General features: G+C 44.8%; 16 protein-coding genes and 1 tRNA gene. 12 read left to right on the forward strand and 5 right to left on the reverse strand.

Annotation, left to right across the window (positions count from 1 at the left end):
- Positions 1 to 691: 691 nt before the first annotated feature.
- Positions 692 to 1867 (reverse strand): serine hydrolase, encoded by a 1176-nt coding sequence (locus EGI32_RS09520; protein ID WP_255155163.1) that lies wholly within the window; start codon positions 1865 to 1867, stop codon positions 692 to 694.
- A gap of 294 nt (positions 1868 to 2161) precedes the next feature.
- Positions 2162 to 3382 (reverse strand): hypothetical protein, encoded by a 1221-nt coding sequence (locus EGI32_RS09525; RefSeq protein WP_255155164.1) that lies wholly within the window; start codon positions 3380 to 3382, stop codon positions 2162 to 2164.
- Between the two features lie 124 nt (positions 3383 to 3506).
- Here EGI32_RS09525 and EGI32_RS09530 point away from each other — a divergent pair, with 124 nt between their 5' ends.
- Positions 3507 to 4127 (forward strand): HAD family phosphatase, encoded by a 621-nt coding sequence (locus EGI32_RS09530; RefSeq protein ID WP_255155165.1) that lies wholly within the window; start codon positions 3507 to 3509, stop codon positions 4125 to 4127.
- On the opposite strand, the gene EGI32_RS09535 is transcribed toward EGI32_RS09530, so the two are convergent.
- Positions 4128 to 4376: a hypothetical protein gene (locus tag EGI32_RS09535; protein ID WP_255155166.1), complete on the reverse strand. Its 249-nt coding sequence runs from the start codon at positions 4374 to 4376 to the stop codon at positions 4128 to 4130.
- A gap of 135 nt (positions 4377 to 4511) precedes the next feature.
- Here EGI32_RS09535 and EGI32_RS09540 point away from each other — a divergent pair, with 135 nt between their 5' ends.
- From EGI32_RS09540 to hflX, 6 genes are all read left to right on the forward strand, one after another.
- Positions 4512 to 5699 (forward strand): multiheme c-type cytochrome, encoded by a 1188-nt coding sequence (locus EGI32_RS09540; protein WP_255155167.1) that lies wholly within the window; start codon positions 4512 to 4514, stop codon positions 5697 to 5699.
- 387 nt (positions 5700 to 6086) lie between these two features.
- Positions 6087 to 6551, forward strand: coding sequence for a ribosome maturation factor (locus EGI32_RS09545; protein ID WP_255155168.1), 465 nt, complete (start codon positions 6087 to 6089; stop codon positions 6549 to 6551).
- Positions 6552 to 6617: 66 nt separating this feature from the next.
- Entirely contained in the window at positions 6618 to 7868 is a 1251-nt protein-coding gene (gene nusA / locus EGI32_RS09550) for a transcription termination factor NusA (RefSeq protein WP_255155169.1), read from the forward strand.
- Positions 7869 to 8011: 143 nt separating this feature from the next.
- Positions 8012 to 10897 carry a translation initiation factor IF-2 gene (gene infB, locus EGI32_RS09555; RefSeq protein WP_255155170.1) on the forward strand — a complete coding sequence of 962 codons (2886 nt, stop codon included), beginning with the start codon at positions 8012 to 8014 and terminating at the stop codon, positions 10895 to 10897.
- A gap of 223 nt (positions 10898 to 11120) precedes the next feature.
- Positions 11121 to 12506: a peptidylprolyl isomerase gene (locus tag EGI32_RS09560; RefSeq protein ID WP_255155171.1), complete on the forward strand. Its 1386-nt coding sequence runs from the start codon at positions 11121 to 11123 to the stop codon at positions 12504 to 12506.
- 218 nt (positions 12507 to 12724) lie between these two features.
- On the forward strand, positions 12725 to 13918 hold the full coding sequence (hflX, locus tag EGI32_RS09565) for a GTPase HflX (protein ID WP_255155172.1): 1194 nt from the start codon (positions 12725 to 12727) through the stop codon (positions 13916 to 13918).
- Between the two features lie 90 nt (positions 13919 to 14008).
- Here hflX and EGI32_RS09570 read toward each other — a convergent pair whose 3' ends face one another.
- Positions 14009 to 15790 carry a hypothetical protein gene (locus tag EGI32_RS09570; protein ID WP_255155173.1) on the reverse strand — a complete coding sequence of 594 codons (1782 nt, stop codon included), beginning with the start codon at positions 15788 to 15790 and terminating at the stop codon, positions 14009 to 14011.
- Positions 15791 to 15945: 155 nt separating this feature from the next.
- Here EGI32_RS09570 and EGI32_RS09575 point away from each other — a divergent pair, with 155 nt between their 5' ends.
- Together EGI32_RS09575 and EGI32_RS09580 are read left to right on the forward strand one after the other, a co-directional pair.
- On the forward strand, positions 15946 to 16284 hold the full coding sequence (locus EGI32_RS09575) for a Rieske 2Fe-2S domain-containing protein (RefSeq protein WP_255155174.1): 339 nt from the start codon (positions 15946 to 15948) through the stop codon (positions 16282 to 16284).
- Positions 16285 to 16372: 88 nt separating this feature from the next.
- Positions 16373 to 16446 (forward strand) — tRNA-Asn (locus tag EGI32_RS09580).
- Positions 16447 to 16972: 526 nt separating this feature from the next.
- Here EGI32_RS09580 and EGI32_RS09585 read toward each other — a convergent pair.
- On the reverse strand, positions 16973 to 17338 hold the full coding sequence (locus EGI32_RS09585) for a hypothetical protein (protein WP_255155175.1): 366 nt from the start codon (positions 17336 to 17338) through the stop codon (positions 16973 to 16975).
- Between the two features lie 634 nt (positions 17339 to 17972).
- On the opposite strand from EGI32_RS09585, the gene EGI32_RS09590 reads away from it, so the two are divergent.
- From EGI32_RS09590 to EGI32_RS09600, 3 genes are all read left to right on the forward strand, one after another.
- Positions 17973 to 18497, forward strand: coding sequence for a hypothetical protein (locus EGI32_RS09590; protein WP_255155176.1), 525 nt, complete (start codon positions 17973 to 17975; stop codon positions 18495 to 18497).
- Positions 18498 to 18742: 245 nt separating this feature from the next.
- Positions 18743 to 19018 carry a hypothetical protein gene (locus EGI32_RS09595; protein WP_255155177.1) on the forward strand — a complete coding sequence of 92 codons (276 nt, stop codon included), beginning with the start codon at positions 18743 to 18745 and terminating at the stop codon, positions 19016 to 19018.
- A 410-nt stretch (positions 19019 to 19428) separates the two neighbouring features.
- Positions 19429 to 21262: hypothetical protein (locus tag EGI32_RS09600; protein WP_255155178.1), on the forward strand; the 1834-nt coding region annotated here is incomplete at its 3' end.

Raw genomic sequence — 21262 nt, forward strand, 5'->3', positions numbered from 1 at the left:
TTTTATTTGTAATTGTTTTACTACAGATCTTCCTGAAAACCAGGTATTGAGGTATTTTCCCATCGTAGTTCTACGATACTTTTCACTTTTAGCCGTAATAACCGTGGATGCAAAAACGAGCAGTATTGCTCTTGTGCAGCCGCTAAATTCGCCGCATCTTTGTGTCAGAAGTTGATTGATATTAAAACATCAATCATATCCAAAGATCCTGATAAACCACATCCAAGAATTTTCCAATATCCAATTAAAAAGACCGTAAAATTCAATATCAGTCGACTTCTACTTTTTTTTATTTTTTATCCAATATCGTTCGAAAGAACCCAACCAACCAAATCCAGCTTATGCTGCTAACCACAGCGATGATAGCGAAAAACCAGTAGTGTCCCCCACAAGACAAAAAATTTTGAAAGGTCTGTACGAAAGTGCGGACCTTTTTTGTATCGCTGATTTTAAGATGATTACGCGGATTTCGCAGATTGTTTTGCTGCGCAAAACGGAAATGCAGGGGGTAAGAAATTTTACTATAAAATATATGGCATGTCTCACGGACTGCATGTGTGGACTTTCATGCAGTAAAAAATAATCAGCGGAATCTGTGGAATCATCTTTAATCTGCGATTATCCACATTAAAACGGCCGGCAATAAATGCCAGCCATTTTTACACCTGAGAATTCAAAAAAATTTTTATTGTCAGAACTGATCGATATCCTGCCAGGGGATGCTCTGATCGAATGCGATATAGTTTATTATGTCTACAAACGAATACAAACTGTTGTTTGGGTTGGGCTGCTGCCTGCTGTTGGCAAGCGCCGAAATGCAGATGCCATTTGCATTCCTGTAAAGGATACCGAACGTACCCGGCAGGCTTCCCCACCAAAACCATTCGCCGCCTTCAACCACCCAGCCGCAGCCAAACGTAAAGCCAAGACCCGTGCTGTTGGCAGATGGTGTTACCATAGTTTTGATGGTTTGCCCGTTGAGGATATCCGGCCTGGTGGCCGAACTGTCGAGCGCAGTTACAAAACGCAGGAGGTCGGTAGATGTGCCCATCCAGCCCATAGCGCCATCGCTCCGGGGCAGATTCATTTTGTCGTAGCTCCACGTAGCATCGCCTTGCTGCCCGTAGTATTTCACTTCGTTCGGTTTTCTGTCGGCAAGCGCTATGCCTGCAATGGCAGTTTGTGTAGCCCCGGAAGGAGTGAGGATGTTTTCTGTTACAAACTGCTGATAAGTTTTACCACTCACTTTTTCAATGATCCTCGCCAGCACCATGTAGTTAAAATTGCTGTAAGCGAATGCTGTTCCCGGCGCATTCGCCAGCGGCGTGTTATTCAGTGTATAGTTGAACACCTGGTCGCTTGTCCAGGTGATATCCAGGAAGGCAGGGTCGTTGGTAGCATTTCCCCAGCCACCGCTGGTGTGGTGCAGCAGGTGGTTTACCGTAACAGCCGCCACATTGGCCGGGTAAGGTTGTGTGCCATAAGTAGTGCCCAATATGGCCCCGGTGCCAAATACTTTTTGATCCAGCGTAAGCGAGCCGTTCTGCACCAGCTTCATGATAGCTGCAGACGTGATCAGTTTGCTCACACTCGCCATGCGAAAACGCGACTCATTCGTTACCGGTGTATTGGTTTCCTTATCGCTTACACCATAAGCTTTTTTGTATACGAGTTTACCATTTTTCGAAACGGCGATCGTCATGCCGGGCATACCCGCGGTTGTCATCCAGCTGGCTACTTTAGCATCCAGCGCAGGAATATTTTCCTGTACAATTTCTTCCGGCTCGGGATTGTCGTCCTTAGAACAGGAGCGTAATGTCAACGCTAAAAAAGCAAGCGGCAGAAAGACTTTGAATGTTGATTTCATTTTTATGAGATTATTTAAGGAATAAATGATGAATGATTTCATAGTGCAATGTGATTAAACCGGGCATCGTGAACTATAATCAATTTGTAGTACACGGAAACGGATCACGGATTTCAAATTGATTAGGGGATTGCACAGATTATTTTTTCACTGCGTGAAAAAGAAAATGCATGTTTTAATAACTTCTGGTTTGTTTCGAATGGGAAAATTTTACAAACTGCATTTCTGTTTTTGCGAAGCAAAAATAATCTGTGCAATCCCCTTCATCTTTTTGAAATCCGTGATTCCCTTTACCTAATCCACTTTCTTCATCTCCTTCCAGCTCTGATCCTGGTATACCGATGACGGATCAAAATTTGGGTTGTTCGTCATGATGAAAGTATTGCCATCGCCGCGGCTCCATGCATGATCATAACCAGAGGTCATTTCGTATTTGCCGGAGGCATCGCTATAGTTTTCTACTTCGCGGATGGTCTTGATGAATTCGGTGTGCATACGGTCCTGCGAGTTTTGTTTCTGTTCCCAGCTGCGCATCTGGTTGTCCATATCATTCAGCCGTTGGTTGCCTTTGGCAATGGTTTCCCTGCCGATCTGGCGGGTACGTTCGTCCATCATTTTTATCCGGCCGATGTGTACGATATTGCTCTGGGTACGCACATCTTTCCAGAATTTATTGACAGCTTCGCTCCAGGCCGGATTGGTATGCACGCTCGACATGATCACACTCAGCTGATCCTTTGCCTGCTCCCGCTGCGCCCCCGGAAAACTGAAAATCGATTGCTGGGTGATCTGCGTGGTATACATCCTGTCGGAAGTGCCGTTGTAAATATTCGGTACAACAGTTTCGAGAATATTAGCGCCCAGCACAATGTAGCCTTCGCGGCCATCGGGCCATTGCACCTGTGCGGTAATGGCTGTCTGGTAAAACTGCATTTGTCCAGCTCCGTATTGTTGCAGTTCACGCATCACCTTTTCATTCGATTTGCGCATATCGTTCACCACAGATTCGTTGGGAATGCTGCTGATCACTTTCGGGTTTCCGATTTGCGCCAGCAAAACAGTATTGAGGTATTGATAGGCATCCATCGGCTGGCGGTAGCCGCAGTTTTTTCCGCCGCTATTCCCCTGGTTCATCTGCATCAGTTGCTGATTGGTGTTCCAGCCAAAAATCATATCGGGCAGCTGGTCAAAATGATAAGTGCCATCTGCAGAAGCAGCGCTCAGCTGCCTGTAAGTACCGGCGCACATGGTACCGGGGTTGTTCCAGATGATGCCGGCAGTGTGTTTCCAGCCTTTTGGCAACAACATGCTGAAAGCCTCCTGTGGTTGGTCAAAACCGGTTTTGTCGAGTATCCTTATCCTTTCGTACAGCAGGTAATCGGTTCCTTCGGTAAATGTTTTTTTGTTTTGCACAGCAGTGGGTTTGTTTTTTTGTGAGGCTGATTGTCCGTTGCAGGAAGCCAGCGTGCCTTGTAAAATAAGCAGGGTGAGCAGGGAAGAAGCGAACTGTTTCATGTGCCTTTTTTTGGTGTATATGTAGTAATCGCAGGCAACAGCGAAATGTCATCAGGAAGGGAAAAATTATTTTTATAATTATCCATTGCCCCGGGTTTAAGCCCGGGGCAATTATCTTTGCCACATGGCAACAACAAAAAACATCCTTTTCGATCTTGGGGGAGTACTGCTGAATATTAATTATCATAACACGCAACAGGCATTTAAGGATCTAGGGTTCCACGATTTTGAAGAAATGTATACCCAATACACTGCTGATGCTTTGTTTGATGACCTCGAAACAGGGAAGGTGTCGGCAGATGAATTTTACGATAAGATCATGGAAAAAAGGGGAGAGGGTATCACCCGGCCGCAGGTAACTTTTGCCTGGAATAATATGTTGCTGGATTTCAGGGAAAGCAGCCTGGGGTTTTTAGAAAAATTGTCGGAGCGCTATAAACTTTTTCTGCTGAGTAATACCAATGAAATTCACCTGGATGCTTTTGAGGAAATCCTAAAAAGACAGGTAGGGCTGGAGTCGCTGGACAAATTTTTTTCGAAGGCCTATTATTCCCACAGGGTCAAGCTTCGAAAACCGAACCGGGATATTTTTGAATTTGTATTGGCCGATGCCGGTATAAAAGCGGAAGAAACACTTTTCATAGACGATTCATGGAATAATATAGAAGCGGCTAAAAAGCTGGGATTTAAAACACATCTCCTGCTTCCGGGAGAAATGATCGAAAACCTCCACTACGAAAACTGATCACTTGATCTCTTCATAATCGATATAGTCATCGCTGCTTTTTTTTGAAGATGCCTGCTGACGGGTAGTTTCCTGGAAAGCCTGCGCCTGTTGCTGCTGCTGATGTTGCTGGTTCATTTTTTCCTGCATATCCCGCATTTTGCCACTCATCTGTTTGGTGGTACGGTATATCGGGATGATAAAATCAAACACGAGTTTGTACAGCAGGTAAAGCACAAATAATTCTACAGCGAGTTTAAAGATATTCATAAAACAAAGGTATTATGTTATGGATATATCCGAGGGGCTGTTTTGTTAAATGTTAAAGGAATGGTGACCCGTCACTCTTTTTTAATTCCTGCCTTTGATCTATATTCATCCTCCAAACTACACACTCTGCCATTTATGCGAAAATCGCTTGTTTTAATATTATCTCTTTTTGTTGCCGTATTCATTTTTTCAAAATGCATCAATAACGCCAAAGCCAGCACCGACCCGCGTGGAAACATTTACGCAGGGGCCGCCAGCTGCCGTCAATGCCACCAGGCAGTGTACGATTCTTTCATCGGTACGGGGCATTTCAATTCTACCGCTGCCGCGGGAAAGAAGAATATCCACGGCAGTTTTGAAAACGGGCACAACGAATTCCATTACACCGACGGAAGCATGGTAAAAATGGAAGCTTCCGACAGCGGGTTTTACCAGGCGGAATATAAAGACGGGAAAAAACTGGGCGCTTACCGGTTCGATATCATCTTTGGCGGCAAAAACGCCCAGACCTATGCTTACCTGGCCAACAAACGGATGTATGAATTGCCGGTATCGCATTACAACAGCATCAACGGCTGGGCTACCAGTCCGGGGTATCTCGGGAACACACCGTTTTTCAAACGTCCGCTCATAGCGGGTTGTTTCGAATGCCACACATCTTACATCCGCACCAACACCAATATGACGCCCAACGAGATCAGCGAAGAATATGTGGAGGGTACGCTGATCCACGGTATCGATTGCGAACGCTGCCACGGGCCGGCACAAAACCACGTCAACTACCACGAGGCCTATCCCGAAGAAAAAAACGCGAAATATATCCTGAAAAACCTTTCCCTTTCGCGGCAGCAAAAAACGGATGCCTGCGCCGTTTGCCATTCCGGCAACGACCGGGTAATGATGGCTTCGCGATTTAACTTCAAAATGGGCGATACCCTGGAGAACATGTACATTCCGTTCGCCAATGCAAAAAAAGGCGAGCCCGATGTGCATGGCAACCAGTTTGGCCTGCTATCTAAAAGCCGATGTTACCTGCAAAGCAGCACCATGACCTGCAATACCTGCCATAGCCCCCATTCGGATGCGGTAAAAAGCCCGGCCATCTATTCGCAGAAATGTTTGGCCTGCCATTCGGAAGCTACTCACAACTTCTGTCCCAAAGCAGCCACCATGGGAGAATCCATCAAAAACAACTGTATCGATTGTCATATGCCGTTACAGCCTTCGGGGGCCATCATGTACCAGGTAGCGGGGAAGGAGGATATGACGGCGTATATGCTTCGCAATCATCGCATTGCGGTATACGGTACTCCCGATAAATGAACAGGCAATCCCGAAAGGGTTGAATTTTTCCTGCGCCATGGGCCGCAACCCATGGATGGGGTTGAAGGGGTAGTGATTGTTCGAATTCTCCTCTGCGAAAACTCTGCTCCCTCCATTTCTCTGCGGTTTAAGAGCCTTCTGGCCTCAGAAAGTATCGATCAAAAAAGCTATCTCCCCCAAAATCTCCGTACACGATCAGACAACCCTCCACCCGTTACCCGCCCCAGTTCCTGGAACCAGATGGCCGCAAAATCCGTTGAAGCGCCCCCACTTCCTCATTCCTTATTATTTCTTCCTTATTTCTCATTTATTTGTAGTATATTTGCATACGGAAAAAGAAACAGAAGAAGGGAACAGCGGTGTTCCCTTCTTCTATTATAAAATACAATGAGCGCAGATACACAATTAGAGCAGGTAAAAAAGTTGTTGCAGCCTTTGCTGACAGACGATATCTTTTTGGTGGACATGAAGATCAAGCCAACCAACAACTTCAAGATATTCCTGGATGCCGACAGCGGCCTGGGCATTGAAAAATGTATCCGGATCAACAGGGCCCTCTACAAGATCATGGAAGAAATGGCGATTTATCCCGAAGGTGATTTTTCATTAGAAGTTTCCAGCCCGGGATTGGGTGAGCCGCTGAAGCTCAACAGGCAATACATTAAGAATATCGGCCGCGATGTGGAAGTGACGCTCAATGACGGCACGGTGCAGGAAGGAAAATTGCTGGCTGCAACAGAAGAACAGATAGAAATAGAATTTACCGAAGGCAAAGGAAAGAAAGCCGAGATCAAAAAGCTGGAGATCCCGATGGCCGACATAAAACATACGAAGGTTTTAATAAAATTTTAATTAACAAAAAAACCCCTGCCGGCAGGGGATATCCGATCAAGTATCGGGAGTGAGGCCGGAAGGATTATGGCAAGTATCAATTTAATAGACTCGTTCCAGGAATTTAAGGAAGCAGAAAACATCGATCGCCCAACGCTGATGAAAGTGATGGAAGATGTGTTTAAAACGCTTATCCGCAAGAAGTACGGCAGCGACGACAATTTTGATGTGATCGTGAATGATCAGAAAGGGGATCTGGAAATCTTCCGTCGCCGTACGATCGTGGATGATGATGATCTTTACAACACCCTTACCGAGATCGAGCTCAAAGACGCTATCAAAATAGAGCCCGATTACAGCGTGGGGGAAGAATTGTACGAAGAAGTAGACATTCAGAAAGAATTTGGCCGCAGGGCAATATTGGCTGGCAAGCAAACCCTTGCTGCACGTATCAACGATCTGAAGAAAAACATACTGGTAAAAAAATACGAAGACCGTATCGGAGAGATCGTGAGCGGCGAAGTATACCAGGTTTGGAAAAAAGAAGTATTGATCCTCGATGAGGAAGGCAATGAAATGTTGCTGCCAAAATCGGAACAGATACCTTCCGATTATTTCAAAAAAGGGGAAAGCGTACGTGCGGTGGTGAAAAAAGTGGAATTGAAGAACAGCCAGGCTGTGATCATCCTCTCCCGTACGAGCCCGTTGTTCCTCGAAAAACTATTGGAAATCGAAGTTCCTGAGATCTTTGATGGCTTGATAGTTGTAAAGAAGATCGTACGCGATCCGGGCGAAAGGGCCAAAGTGGCCGTAGAAAGCTACGACGACAGGATCGATCCGGTAGGCGCCTGCGTTGGTATGAAAGGTAGCCGTATCCACGGTATCGTTCGCGAACTGAAAAACGAAAATATCGATGTGATCAACTGGACGGCCAACACGCAGCTGCTCATTCAGCGCTCGTTGACACCCGCAAAGATCACCAGCATCGACCTGGACAACGAAACCAATCATGCAAAAGTTTACCTCAAGCCTGACCAGGTTTCCCTGGCTATCGGCCGCCGTGGGGTGAACATCAAGCTGGCCTGCGAGCTTACAGGATTTGAAATAGATGTTTTCCGCGACAATGAAGGAGAAGAAGACGACTTCGATATCGATCTGGAAGAATTCTCTGATGAGATCGAACCATGGGTGATCGAGGCGTTGAAAAAAGTAGGTTGTGATACTGCCCGCTCGGTATTGGATCTTACCAATGAAGAACTGGAGCGCAGGACGGATCTTGAAAAAGAAACCATTACCGACCTGAGAAAAGTGTTGCAGGCGGAATTTGACAAGGAATAACCCGGCAGATGAGTCTATCTTTGAATCCGGCAGGAATAGTTAACATAGAAGAAACAAATAAACAATAGCTTCAGGCCACGGCCTGTTGCAACAAAAACAACACCGCATACAGCCCCCAAAACAGCTGTATGCCAACAAAAAATATGTCAGAAGCAAATACACCAAGGTTGATGGCTGCGGCCAAGGAATTCAATATCGGTAAGGATACCCTTATAGATTTCCTTGTATCCAAAAGTTTCAGTGCAGACGATCTGAAACCTACCGCAAAGCTCACGGAAGAGATGTACCGTGTGTTGCAGTCGGAGTTCCAGCAAGATAAGGTTGCAAAACAAAAAGCGGAAGCTGTAGATCTTCCTAAAGGTGCCAACAACACCAACGAACCCAAGAAGAAAAGGGATGAAGAAGATCTTTCGTTCAAGAAAAAAGAAGAAAAACCTGCTGCAAAACCAGCAGAAGTAAAAGAAGAAGAAAAACCGGCCGAACAACCGGTAGCGAAGGAAGAAGTAGCTGCCCCGGTAGCAGAAGAGAAAAAAGAAATTCCGCCCGAAGTACCTGCCAACAATGGTGTTACCAAGATCGAAGCCCCTGAACTCGAAGTACCGAAAGTGATCACCAAGATCGACCTCGATGCTATTGACTCTTCTACCCGGCCTAAAAAACCAACGAAGAAACCGGAAGAAAAACCTGCCCCGGCAGAAGAAGTAAAACCAGCCGCCGAAGCGCCGAAAGAAGCACCAAAAGCAGCTGAAACAAAAGACCCGATCAAACCTGTACCAGTGCCGGAACAACCAAAAGTGGATGCGCCACCAATTATTGAAAATATAATTGCCACCAGGCTTACCGGCCCGAAGATAATGGGTAAGATAGAGCTTCCGGTAGACAACGATACCCGTCCGAAAAAAGACGACGAAAAGCACAAACGCAAGCGTATCCCGATGGCTAAAAAGCCGGGAACCCCAGGCCAGCAGGGCACCGGCAACAACCAGCAGGGTGGCAGCAGGCCGCCGATGCAGGGTAACCGCCCGGGAAGCAATATCGCCGGCGGCGGTCCAAACCGTGGTGGAGGAAGCAACAGGTTCCAGCGCCCTGGCCAGGGAGGTGCACCGGTGAAGAGAGAAGACAAGATCATTGATGCTAAAGAAATACAGGAAAAGCTGAAGCAGACCCAGGCCAAACTGGCCGGATCGGGCGGACGTGGAAAAAGCCTGAAAGCAAAATACCGTAAAGCGAAACGGGAGGAAATGGCCGACCAGCAAGGACTGGAAGGAGGCGAAGGCAACAAGCTGCAGGTAACCGAATTCATTTCTGTGAGCGAGCTCGCAGGTTTGATGGAAGTTAGTTTTGCCGATATCATCAGCAAGTGTATGAACCTCGGTATCATGGTGTCTATCAACCAGCGCCTGGAGGCCGATGTCATCGAGCTGGTAGCCAGCGAGTTCAACTATGAAGTAGAATTCATTGGTGTGGATGATGCTGCTGAGCTGGATGAAGAAGAAGTGGAAGACGATCCGGAAGAAATGAAGCCAAGGGCGCCCATCGTTACCATCATGGGGCATGTGGATCACGGTAAAACCTCTTTGCTCGATTATATCCGCCATACCAACGTTATCGGCGGTGAAGCGGGTGGTATCACCCAGCACATCGGTGCTTACGAAGTAAAAACAAAAGATGGCCGTGCCATCACATTCCTCGATACACCGGGTCACGAAGCGTTTACGGCCATGAGGGCGCGTGGTGCCAAGATCACGGATATAGCAGTGATAGTGGTAGCAGCGGATGACGCGGTGATGCCGCAAACGAAAGAAGCCATTTCGCATGCGCAGGCAGCGAATGTGCCGATGATCTTTGCCATCAACAAGATAGATCGTGAAGGAGCCAATCCTGAAAAGATCAAAGAACAACTGGCGGGTATGAACATCCTGGTAGAAAGCTGGGGCGGTAAATACCAGAGCCAGGAGATCAGTGCGAAGAAAGGATTGAACATCGATCTTTTACTGGAAAAAATATTACTCGAAACAGATATCCTGGAACTTAAAGCCAATCCCGACAGGCAGGCTTCCGGTTCCGTAATTGAAGCATCGCTCGATAAAGGACGTGGTTATGTGGCCACCATCCTTGTACAGACAGGTACACTTAAACAAGGTGACATGATCGTTTCAGGTCAGCATTTTGGTAAAGTGAAAGCGATGTACAACGAGCGTAACCAGCGTGTGGACAGCGCACCTCCATCAACACCGGTATTGATACTCGGTCTCAATGGTGCACCACAGGCAGGTGAAACTTTCAAGGTATTTGAAAACGAAGCCGACGCAAGGGAAACCGCTTACAAACGCGGACAGATATTGCGTGAGCAGGGTATGAGGGCTAAGAAACACATCACATTGGATGAGATCGGCCGCCGTCTTGCACTGGGTAACTTCAAGGAATTGAATGTGATCATTAAAGGTGACGTGGATGGTTCCGTAGAAGCATTGAGCGATTCATTGCAGAAACTGAGCACCGAAGAGATCGTGATCAAAGTGATCCACAAAGCGGTGGGTGCTATCACAGAAAGTGATGTTACACTCGCAAACGCTTCGGATGCCATCATCATCGGGTTCAACGTTCGTCCGAGTATGCAGGCTGCAAGGCTGGCAGAAAACGAGTCGATCGAGATCAAGCTGTACTCCATCATCTACAACGCCATCGAAGAGATCAAAAGTGCGATGGAAGGTATGCTGGAACCGGGCGTAGAAGAGAAGATACTTGGTAACGTGGAAATTAAAGAAACCTATAAGTTCGATAAGGCTACCGTGGCAGGTTGTATGGTGATAGAAGGCAAGCTGGCCCGTAACAACCGCATCAGGTTGGTAAGGGACGGTATCGTGATCTTCACCGGCGAACTGGCGAGCCTCAAACGTTTCCGCGATGATGCCAAAGAAGTGACTACCAACATGGAGTGCGGATTGGTGATCAGGAACTACAACGATATCAAAGTAGGCGATATAGTAGAGGCATTTGAAGAAGTGGAAGTAAAACGTTCGCTTTAAAAAATTACGAATTACGAATTACGAATTGTAGCGCATCTGATGCGCTACAATTTTTTGTTAAACTCTTTCCACAAAGGCTTTTCGCACCTCTACAACCCTAATTTTGACCAGTATTTTTTACAAATTTTCTAATACGTAATTACAAACTACCTGTTACAAATGACATGCGATCCTAAAGCACCCATTCGTAATTCGTAATTCGTAATCCGTAATTCTCAACATTATGACCAATCGAATTTTACTAACTGCCCTCTCCCTTCTCAGCATCACCCTTGCAGTAGCACAGCCAAAACCGGTAATAGCCGATAAGATCGTGGGCGTGGTTGGCAACAAGATCATCCTCAAAAGCGACCTCGACAACCAGTTGCTGGATATGCAACGCCAGGGAATGGATGTTCCGGAAAATGCCCGTTGTTTTATCCTCGAGCAATCCATGGGCATCAAAGCATTGGTATTGCAGGCCGAAAAAGATTCGCTGCCGGTAACCGAGGAAGAAGTAGAAACGGATATCGACAACAGGATCCGTAGTTTCATCAACGCTTACGGCGGAAAAGACGAGTTGGAAAAGATCGCCGGCCGTACCGTTTACCAGTTAAAAGAAGATTTCAGGGAAGGTATCCGCGATCAGATGCTGGGTACCGCCATGCGTAATAAGATAGTATCGGATGTAAGGATCACACCAAATGAAGTGAAATCCTACTTTGACAAGATACCTGCCGATAGCCTGGTATTTTACGAAAGTGAAGTAGAGATAGGTCAGGTGATCGTATATCCAAAAGCCAGCCGCGAAGCGGAAGAATATGCCATCGAGCAATTGGTAGCATTGAAAAAACAAGCCGAAGCCGGGAAAGATTTCAGGGTATTGGCCAGTAACAACTCCGATGATCCATCAGCCAAACCATCGGCACAAAGCAATGGTAATGGCGGGCAGTTTGAAATAAACCGGAGCCAGAAAGATTTTGACCAGACCTGGATCGCCAAAGCGTTTTCATTGAAGGAAGGGCAGATATCCAACCCGTTCAAAACGAGGTTTGGTTACCATATCATCAAGCTGGTAAGCCGTGCAGGAGATGATGCGGTGGTGCAGCATATCCTCAAAATTCCGCAGGTAACCACCTACGAAATAAAAGAAGGATTTGAAAAGCTGGATTCTGTAAGATCGAAACTCATAGCAGGTACCATCGATTTTGGTACCGCGGTAAATAAATACAGCGACGACGAAAGCAGCAAATTCACCGGCGGTATGGTACAGGGCCCCAACGGAAGTTTCCTTACCATCGACCAGCTCGATAAGGATATGATCCCGATGCTGAAAGACCTCAAAGTTGGCCAGTATTCTCAACCAACCGAGTTTGCCGATCAGCGGGGCAAAAAAGGTGTGCGTATCATTTACCTGAAATCGCAGAGCCAGCCACACAGGGAAAACATGAAGGATGATTACAGCAAAATTGCCGACCGTGCGCTGGAAATCAAAAAAGAAGACGCGATCGACAAATGGTTCATGAGCAAGATCAATACGTATTACATCCGGATAGACGATGAGTACAAAGATTGTCCTTCTATGAAAAAATGGGTGGATGCCAGTAAAGTGATGACACCCGGTAAATAAAACCAATCACAGATGAGGCGATTGAAAAGGATTTCACAGATTACCTCTTTTAATCACAGATTACATTAATTATATTGAAACGTTCCAAAAATTGGAACGTTTTTTATTTATAATCTTTTGTAAGTTAACTGTGGTAATTTGCACGTTGATTGAACAGACTTACAAACCTTAAGACAGTAATCTGTGCAATCACCTATAATCAGTTTAAATCTGTGATTATGATAGAAAAAAAGAACGTGGTAGAAGAACAGGTAAATGCCGTGCTGGTAGGGGTGGTTCAAAAGGAGCAAACCGAGCAGCAGGTGATCGAATATATGGATGAGCTGGCTTTCCTGGCCGAAACAGCCGGGGCCATCACTACCCGCCGCTACACCCAAAAGATGGCGCACCCCGATAGCAAGACATTTGTGGGCAAGGGAAAACTCGAAGAGATCAAACAATACATTCTTCTTCATGGCAACATCGGCCTGGTGATATTCGATGACGAGCTCACCGGCTCGCAGATACAGAACATCGAAAAAGAACTGCAGACCAAAACCATCGACCGCAGCGATCTCATCCTCGACATATTTGCCCGCCGGGCAAAAACTGCCCAGGCACGTACACAGGTGGAACTGGCGCAGTACCAATACATATTGCCCAGGCTCAAAGGTATGTGGAGTCACCTGGAAAGGCAGGGGGGCGGTATCGGCTCGCGTGGTCCCGGTGAAACGGAAATTGAAACCGACAGGCGTATCGTTAAAGACAAGATCAGCCTGCTGCGCAAGCGCCTGCTGGAGATAGACAAACAATCATTTACCCAGCGTAAGGAACGTGGCGAATTTATCCGCGTAGCGCTGGTAGGATATACCAACGTGGGCAAAAGTACGCTCATGAACACCCTCAGCAAAAGCGAAGTATTTGCCGAAAACAAATTATTTGCTACGCTGGATACTACTACCCGCAAAGTAGTGTTTGAGCAAACGCCTTTCCTGCTAAGCGATACGGTAGGGTTCATCCGCAAGCTACCGCATCACCTGGTAGAAAGCTTCAAGAGCACGCTCGATGAGGTACGCGAGGCCGATGTGCTGCTGCATGTGGTAGACATTTCGCATGCGCAATACGAGGAGCAGCTGGCAGTAGTAAACAAAACCCTCGCCGACCTGGGCAGCGCCGACAAGCCTACCATCACCATTTTCAATAAGATGGATAAATACGAAGCCGAAGCATTTGACCAATGGCTGGAGCCGGAAGTGAAGGAAGATATTTTACGGGAGCTGAAGGAACGCTGGCAGAATGAGACCAAGGGCAACTGCGTATTTGTATCAGCCACCGAAAAAACCAACCTCGCCGACCTGCGCCAGACCATCCTCAACAAAGTGAGGGAAATGTACCAGATACGCTACCCTTATAAAGCAGAATACTTTTATTAATCTCACGCAAAGACGCAAAGAAAAATATAAAAGGCGCAAAGTGAATCTTGGCTCATGGCGCCTTTGCCTTTGCATGTTTGCGTGAAGGCCTTAATTCTTATGCGTTGTTAATTGATATTCCGTACTTACCTGTGTCAAAAAGCTCATATTAGTTGGAGTAATTCTTCCGCTTTGTGCTCCTAGAGAAAAGATGTAATTACTTCCCTGTCGGGTAATGCTCCAGTTTAAGTCGGTATCCATAGCATGTTCGTTACCCGTGTAGTATCTTACCCATACCCACTTTGCATGCCCGTCGGGATAACAAATTATTTTATCCTCTTCGTAAAATGAGTAACCGGTTGTTCCCGGAAACTTATAATCCCAGGTGTTGAGCCATTCGCCGGGCACAAGATTCTTATAAAATTCTGTAGAGTCGTTTGCATTAACCGCAATATTCTGTACCAATTTTGAATCATAAAACACATCAAAAGTTGTAGAAACGATACCTGTTGCAGCAGTGGATACTTTCAATGAAAAATTTGTACCGGTATTTGCCTTCGACACCACCACAGCGGGGTTGCTGCTATTGCCGATCGAAACCAGGGTATAGTTAAGGCCTGGGGCTATGCTGCCATCAAGGTTTATTAAGGTAAAATTTTTCGATTCATTATTGGTAAAGTTGACCACGGCGGGAAGCGGCTGGCCGGTTTGAGTAACTTCTACATTGGCGGTTATCAACGAATCGACTGTTCCGTATATTGTGAGCCCCAATGCCTTGGTGGCAAAAGCCCGTACATAATACTTCGTATTAGGTTTTAAACCGGTAAGGTCGCCCGAAAAATTACCGATGCCATTTCCACTAAAAACCTTTTGATCGGATACCCGGGGCTTTTGGCTTACATCGCTCCAGCAAATACCTCTTTGGGTAATCGCCTGTCCGTTTTCAACCTGTACATGCCCGAAAACGGAAGCCGTGGTAGCTTTGATATTGTTGACATAATTTGTTGTAACGCCCAGGGGAGTGGCCCAGTATATTTCCGGAATTCCATTTGTCCGTACTACTACCTGTTCAAAAAAATCATAGTCGATCCATATGTATCCCTGCTCTCCGAATAAATTGGGTTTCCAGCTATTCTGAACCCTGTAGGCATGCAAAGAATCACTATATCCTATCAGCAGTAGTGCATGTTGGGTAATGGCGCCCGTTCCCCGGATATTCCACACTATCCGACCCTTTGTTTTGGGAATATTCCTGGAGTTATACATAAAATCATCATCTATCCGGGCCCCAAATGGTAAGGGGTAGTTTTTAAATAAAAAGCCTTTTATCCGGTCCCGGTCGATCGTTTTGAATGGATGGTATTCCGCAAGGGTATGCCGTGCCGCATCATCGGTCTGAGCTCCGGTACTACGAAACGGAACCAGTACCTGGTGGGTGTAAATACTGGTGCTGGGTGCCCCGTTTTCTTTTAATTCTTTCATGATAGCGGGAATCGAAAATCCTACATCCATCCCGTTGTTCAACTTGTTCCATACATAAAATGGCGCGGCGGTGAAGCCTGCCTCCGTAGGGCGGTACAGCCTCGACAGCATACCATGCACTACAGCAAAAGGGGTGCACGCATTGTAGGGGGCCTGGTCGGCAATGGGGGGCATATTGGGAATTATATATTCCTGTGGCACCCAAAAATCCTGTTCGGGTATAGTCGAGGAGTCGAGGTCTTCTACAAACCCCAACGCATTCAGTTCTGCAAACGTAGCGGGTACGTAGCCCGTAGTGTAATTTTTTGAACTATCCGGCAACTGCGGATCATTATCCAGGGTACCGCTCTTGGTGCAGTTGATTAAAAAAATTTCGAAGAGGGCAGAAGTTACCAGTAATAGTTTTCTCATAATAGTAGTCTTGGAACTAAACTAAATAAAAGAATTGATTTTTATATATAATTTGAATTGAAAATAGTAGTATGATATATAACCTGTACTTTCATCTAAGATTTTATTACCCATACTTTGTAGGTATGGCCAACGAGAGTTTATACATCATGCTTATGAACTGGTTTAAAATTGCCGACAAAATAGAACAGCTTAATTTATCTGCAGAGGGCTTAGCCGAAATAGAAGTATCTGGCAAAAAGATCTGTATTTCGGTAAAGAACGACAGCATCCAGGCCTGTGCCGCCAAATGCCCCCATGCGGGCGGCATCATGGCCAATGGCTATGTAGATGCGCTGGGCAACATCGTATGCCCCCTGCACCGCTACTGCTTCAGCCTGCAAAACGGCCGCAATACCAGCGGCGAAGGCTATTTTTTGAAGGTTTACCCCGTTGAAACCCGCCCTGAAGGCATATTTGTAGGAATTAAAGAAAATAATCTCTTCAATTGGTAGAAATAAATGCAGATAATTTTTGCAGAAAAGTAAAAAACCTTATTTTTGCCCTCCGTTAAAAGCAGCAATGCTAATACGGAAAGGTTATTCCTCCTTAGCTCAGTTGGTTAGAGCATCTGACTGTTAATCAGAGGGTCTCTGGTTCAAGTCCAGAAGGGGGAGCGGAAGAAAGGTCAATCGAGAGGTTGGCCTTTTGTTTTAAAGTATTAGAAGGTGTAACTTTAATGCAATGGCTATTTCGCCGTTGTTGGTGTTATCACCAACAACTTCCCGGATTTTTCTCCAAATAATTCATTCAGCGAAATGAGTTAGTATGTTGAAGCTATCAATACCCGAATGATAAAATTTTATTTCTTTCTAAGTCGCAAGATGTCGTTGGTGATAACACCACAACTGTTCGGAAGAAATTTAAGTCATCATTTGAATCTCTAAAAGTATTGATTCGATAGCCCTTCGGGCTTTCTTGTTCCTTTTTGCTTCGCCAAAAACGAACCCAAAAAGGCGCCCGCCGTCCCCACAGTACTGTGGGGACGGCGGAGCAGCAATGACCAACTACAGTGCAAAGTGGGCTCAACATTTATATCAGCAAGGTCATTTGAATAGATGAAATTCATATTTTAAGTCAGGATTCAAATCTTCCGAACAGTTATGGTGATAACACCAACAACATTCAAAGAATCCATCAATTTCAAAATGCGCCTAAATCGCGACTCAGATAAGGCACGCGTTCAATAATTTTATCTCTAATAATTTTAGTTAATGTTGCACAAAAACCTGTGTTAAACTCAAGCGTGCCTAAATCTTCAAAATAATATCGGATTCTTATAAATAGATTAGAAGCAATTGCAATATTCTCAAAAAATTTTTCACCCTGCTGTGTCCAATGAAAATCTGCATGATTTGAAATAAAAGCTATATCGTCTTTTGGTAGCCTTCTGAAAAGATTTTCTATATTATGCCCCTTTGCAATTATATCATAAGTACGAAGAAGTAGTTTTAGATGTAGCTCTACTGAAAAAGCTAAACACATTAGAGCAGGTGTTGAAAAACTCATGTCGTTTTCGGGAATTTTTGGTATTCTCTTTAATTGAATTTTTCGAATTTCACTTTATATTTTCATGCATTAATTCATAAGCATCGTAAAAACTACGTGCATCGTTAGCCAATATGATTATGTTGAGATTTACATCCATAAGTATTTAAAAATTTTTAGAGATAAAATTGAGAAAAATATAGGGATGACCGAATCCAATAAACGAAAGACTATTTCTGTTTCTCAACAAGCTTAAAAAAATCCGAAAGCTTAATCTCAAAATATTCCGCAAGCTGATAAATAGTACTCACCCATATTGCTTACCGCGGTTTCCAATTTACCTGCATGTATCCCCGTATCCGCAATTACATCTGCCTGGGTCATCCTTTTTTTGTCCGGAGTTCTTTTAATACTAATCCAATCTTGGTTAGTAATTCTACATTTTTAATATCTGCCATAGTACAACAAATAGACAAAAAAATATTTATTAGCTTAATGCCTTAAAAGTGATTAAGGTTTTGTGCCTTTAACTTATAAACTTTCCGTTCTCAAATCTGGTATATCTCAGCACAGGAAAGCCTAAAGTTCCTGCATACCCATGCAGGAACTTTACTGCTATTATTGGATGTACCACCCACCATCAAATAACAGGCATATGAAACTTTACCAGCAGCGCATCCGAACCATTAAAGATGCCTACCAGGCCATCCACGATTTTTTTAGCTGTTATCACCCCTATGAAGCCCAGGAAGAAGTAGACAGGCTTTTTAGCTGGGCCGCAAAGAAAAAGTATTACAAAAAGTCGTCGCCGGCGGATATTATCTTTTGCGTGCAGCAGCTCCACCAGATCTTCTCCGTCGCGGAGATCATCAACCATAGCACCGGTAAAAAGATGAAAGCCATACTTGTGGAAAACCCGCAAACCTTTATACCTGCCCACTACACGAAAGAAAACCCCCGCAGCATCGCGTGGGACTGCTATCCCAAACATATAACCCTGGAAGAATACCTCAACCCCTATTGGGCAGTGCGCAAGCTGGGCGGCATACCCCACTGGGAGGATGTGCTGCAGGAACTGATGGAAGCGGCGCTCAGCAGGGAAAGTATAGACGGCAGTTATACCGTTAAAGAAATAATGAAATGGCGCAGCAACATGATGCGTATTATAGAAGCTGGCTGACTGATAGACGTAAGGGCCAATTAATTTGTGCAGTCCGGGGCTTTCAAAATTTTCTGCACAAGGCAACTTGTGCAGCTTTTTTGTGCAGAAGAGTAACTGCACAAATTTCCTGCACAAACTCTGCTGTGCAGCAAAAAATAATATTTCATCCCTGCACAATTACTTTACAACGTTATAGTAAATTATGGTGACTCCTCTTTGCCATACCCTAATACCTCCCATATAGACATCCGAAGCAGAAGATCATGAAACGAAGGTTTGATGCCGCCCTCGAATTTGTAAATACTGCCGATGTACAATTACGCGGTATATTGGATGAAAAGGGCGAGATGTATATAATGCTCAGTTATAAGCGCCGCAAGGCAATAGAAATGATGGCCGCTATTGTAGCTCAAAACCCCGCCAGGCTGATGGTTAAGATAGAAGTGCTGAAGCAGGAAAAGATCATTTTGGAAAACGCTATAAACCATGGAAAAGTAAATTGGCTGGATAATGATATAGGGCATCTGACCGGGGAATAATAAAAACAATGAAACAAAAACCCGGATCTGAATCAGAAAATCTACAACGATAAATAAAATCATTCCGCGTCAAACTTACATTTTCACACATAACGGTGCATTTTTCTTTATAAGTGTAAAAACTAAAAATAATATTTGGACAACAAAAGAATTTTATTAATTTAGGATCACCTAAACAAACAAAATTAAAACCAACTCCCCCTTCACCTGTGTACACCCGATTTCATTTTAGCGTTTAGAAGAATCTGAATACCGAATACTTTTTATACCCTTTTAACCAAAACCAAACCTGATCCCGTAACTAAAACCAGTTAATGAAATTTTAGACAATCCCGGTCTTTTATTTTAAAAGGTTGAGTCATCTGAAAAGATGGTTACAGGAAGCTTGTTGCCCTAAACCACGTATCAGTTTGAAAAAACTGCTGTACATAGCTGTACTATTTTTTGGATACAATGCCTGCGCCCAATCGCAGGTAAATACGGTGTTGCGCAGTCTTACCCCACGTATATTTTTCGAAGCAACAGACTCAGGCACATTCGTTAATGAGTTCCTGCAAAGCAGTTGTAAGGGATATGCGATCAGCCGGATGTTTATTCCCAGTCCACCGAAACCGCCGCAAAGAGTAAGTAATGCTCACCAGGAACCATCCGTAAAATTTTTGACCATACATGGGGAGGTTTCCTACGATTATTTTTACCGGTCAAGAATTGACACACCCTTTGCGCAGTCCAATTTCCAGCAACATACAGAACGAGTTTCACTCAATATTGTATTCAGGGAAAAATATCCCTTCAAAATAAATTTTGCCAGCCGGCAAAGCAACTCAGGCTTCTTCCGCGATTTTAATGATGTCAACTTACAGTTTGACCGGTTTGCGTATAATAAAAATATCAAGCAACAACTGATTGATCAATTACAAAAGCAACAGGAGAAATTGCCTTCGCTGGCATCATTGGATTCCTTATTAAAAAAAGAAACCCTCCACCTGGAAGCGCTTAAGTTTTCCATTAATAATCCTGCCACCCTGCAAAAGATCATCGAACAACGCGAGGCGGAATTCCGAAAGAAAAATGCACCTGCAGGTTCTTCCCCCCAAAATACCCCCGCTATTCCCGAATTAGGTGATTCCGATTTTGTGTTCCTGAATAAACAACGGCATAAATTATCTGCTATCAAAAACAGTATTGACAGTGCGAAAGACAACTTTGAAGAAGTGTACCAGCAAAAGAAAAAAGCAGTAGATTCTGTTCTCAAAAAACTGGCAATATTGCAACAGAGGGTAGATAGCACCAGGAATGCAGCCCAGGCTAAATTTTCTTCTGTACGGCAAAAGATATATAATGTCACCAATGAAAAAGAGCTTGCTAAAATAGCTGCGGATAACGATCTTCAATTAAATGGTAATCCTAAACTGAATAAATTCCTGTCCGCCGTAAAGAGCTTCAGCGTTGGCCGCAGCGTAGTAAATTATACTGAACTGACCGCTCAGAATATCACGGTAACGGGTGTAAACATTGAGTACAACCCTTCTTACTATGTGGCCTTCGCGGCGGGTAAGGTAGATTACCGCTTTCGCGATTTCTTCAATAAAAGAAGTACACAGAACAATCAATACCTGGCACTCGGGCGAATAGGAGTTGGCAACAAAGATAAACGGGCCATTATTTTCAGTTTGTTTAAGGGGAGGAAAAGCCTGTCGCAATACGGGTTATCAGATAGCATTACCAATTCCATCAATATCGTGGGGTATTCCTTAGAAACCATTTTGCGCAAAAACGAACAGACCTTTCTCAGCATGGAGTTTGCCAAATCTACCAAACCCGTTACCGGCAGTTTGCAGCAAAGTAAAGAGATCGGCAGCCTGCTGAAATTTGAGGACCGTACAAATATGGGGATCAACATCAAGGGCCAAACTATTATCCCCGAAACGAACACACGGCTCAGCGGATTTTTCCGGAAGACGGGTGAGAATTTTCAATCTTTCAGCTTATTCAGTTACAATACCAGCCAGACCGCCTGGCTGGGGCGTGCCGACCAGGACTTTTTTAAACGCAGGCTTGGGATAACGGCGATGCTCCGGCGCAACGATTTTACCAACCCTTTTACCGAAAAGACGTTCAAGACTTCCACCACTTTCACTTCCCTTTTATTGAACCTGCGAATCCCTAAATATCCCGTATTAAGTTTGGGCTATTACCCGGGAACACAATTCTATGTGATCGATAAAGACCGTATCCGTGAAA

The organism is Ferruginibacter sp. HRS2-29 (genome assembly GCF_024343615.1).
Taxonomy (GTDB): domain Bacteria; phylum Bacteroidota; class Bacteroidia; order Chitinophagales; family Chitinophagaceae; genus Ferruginibacter.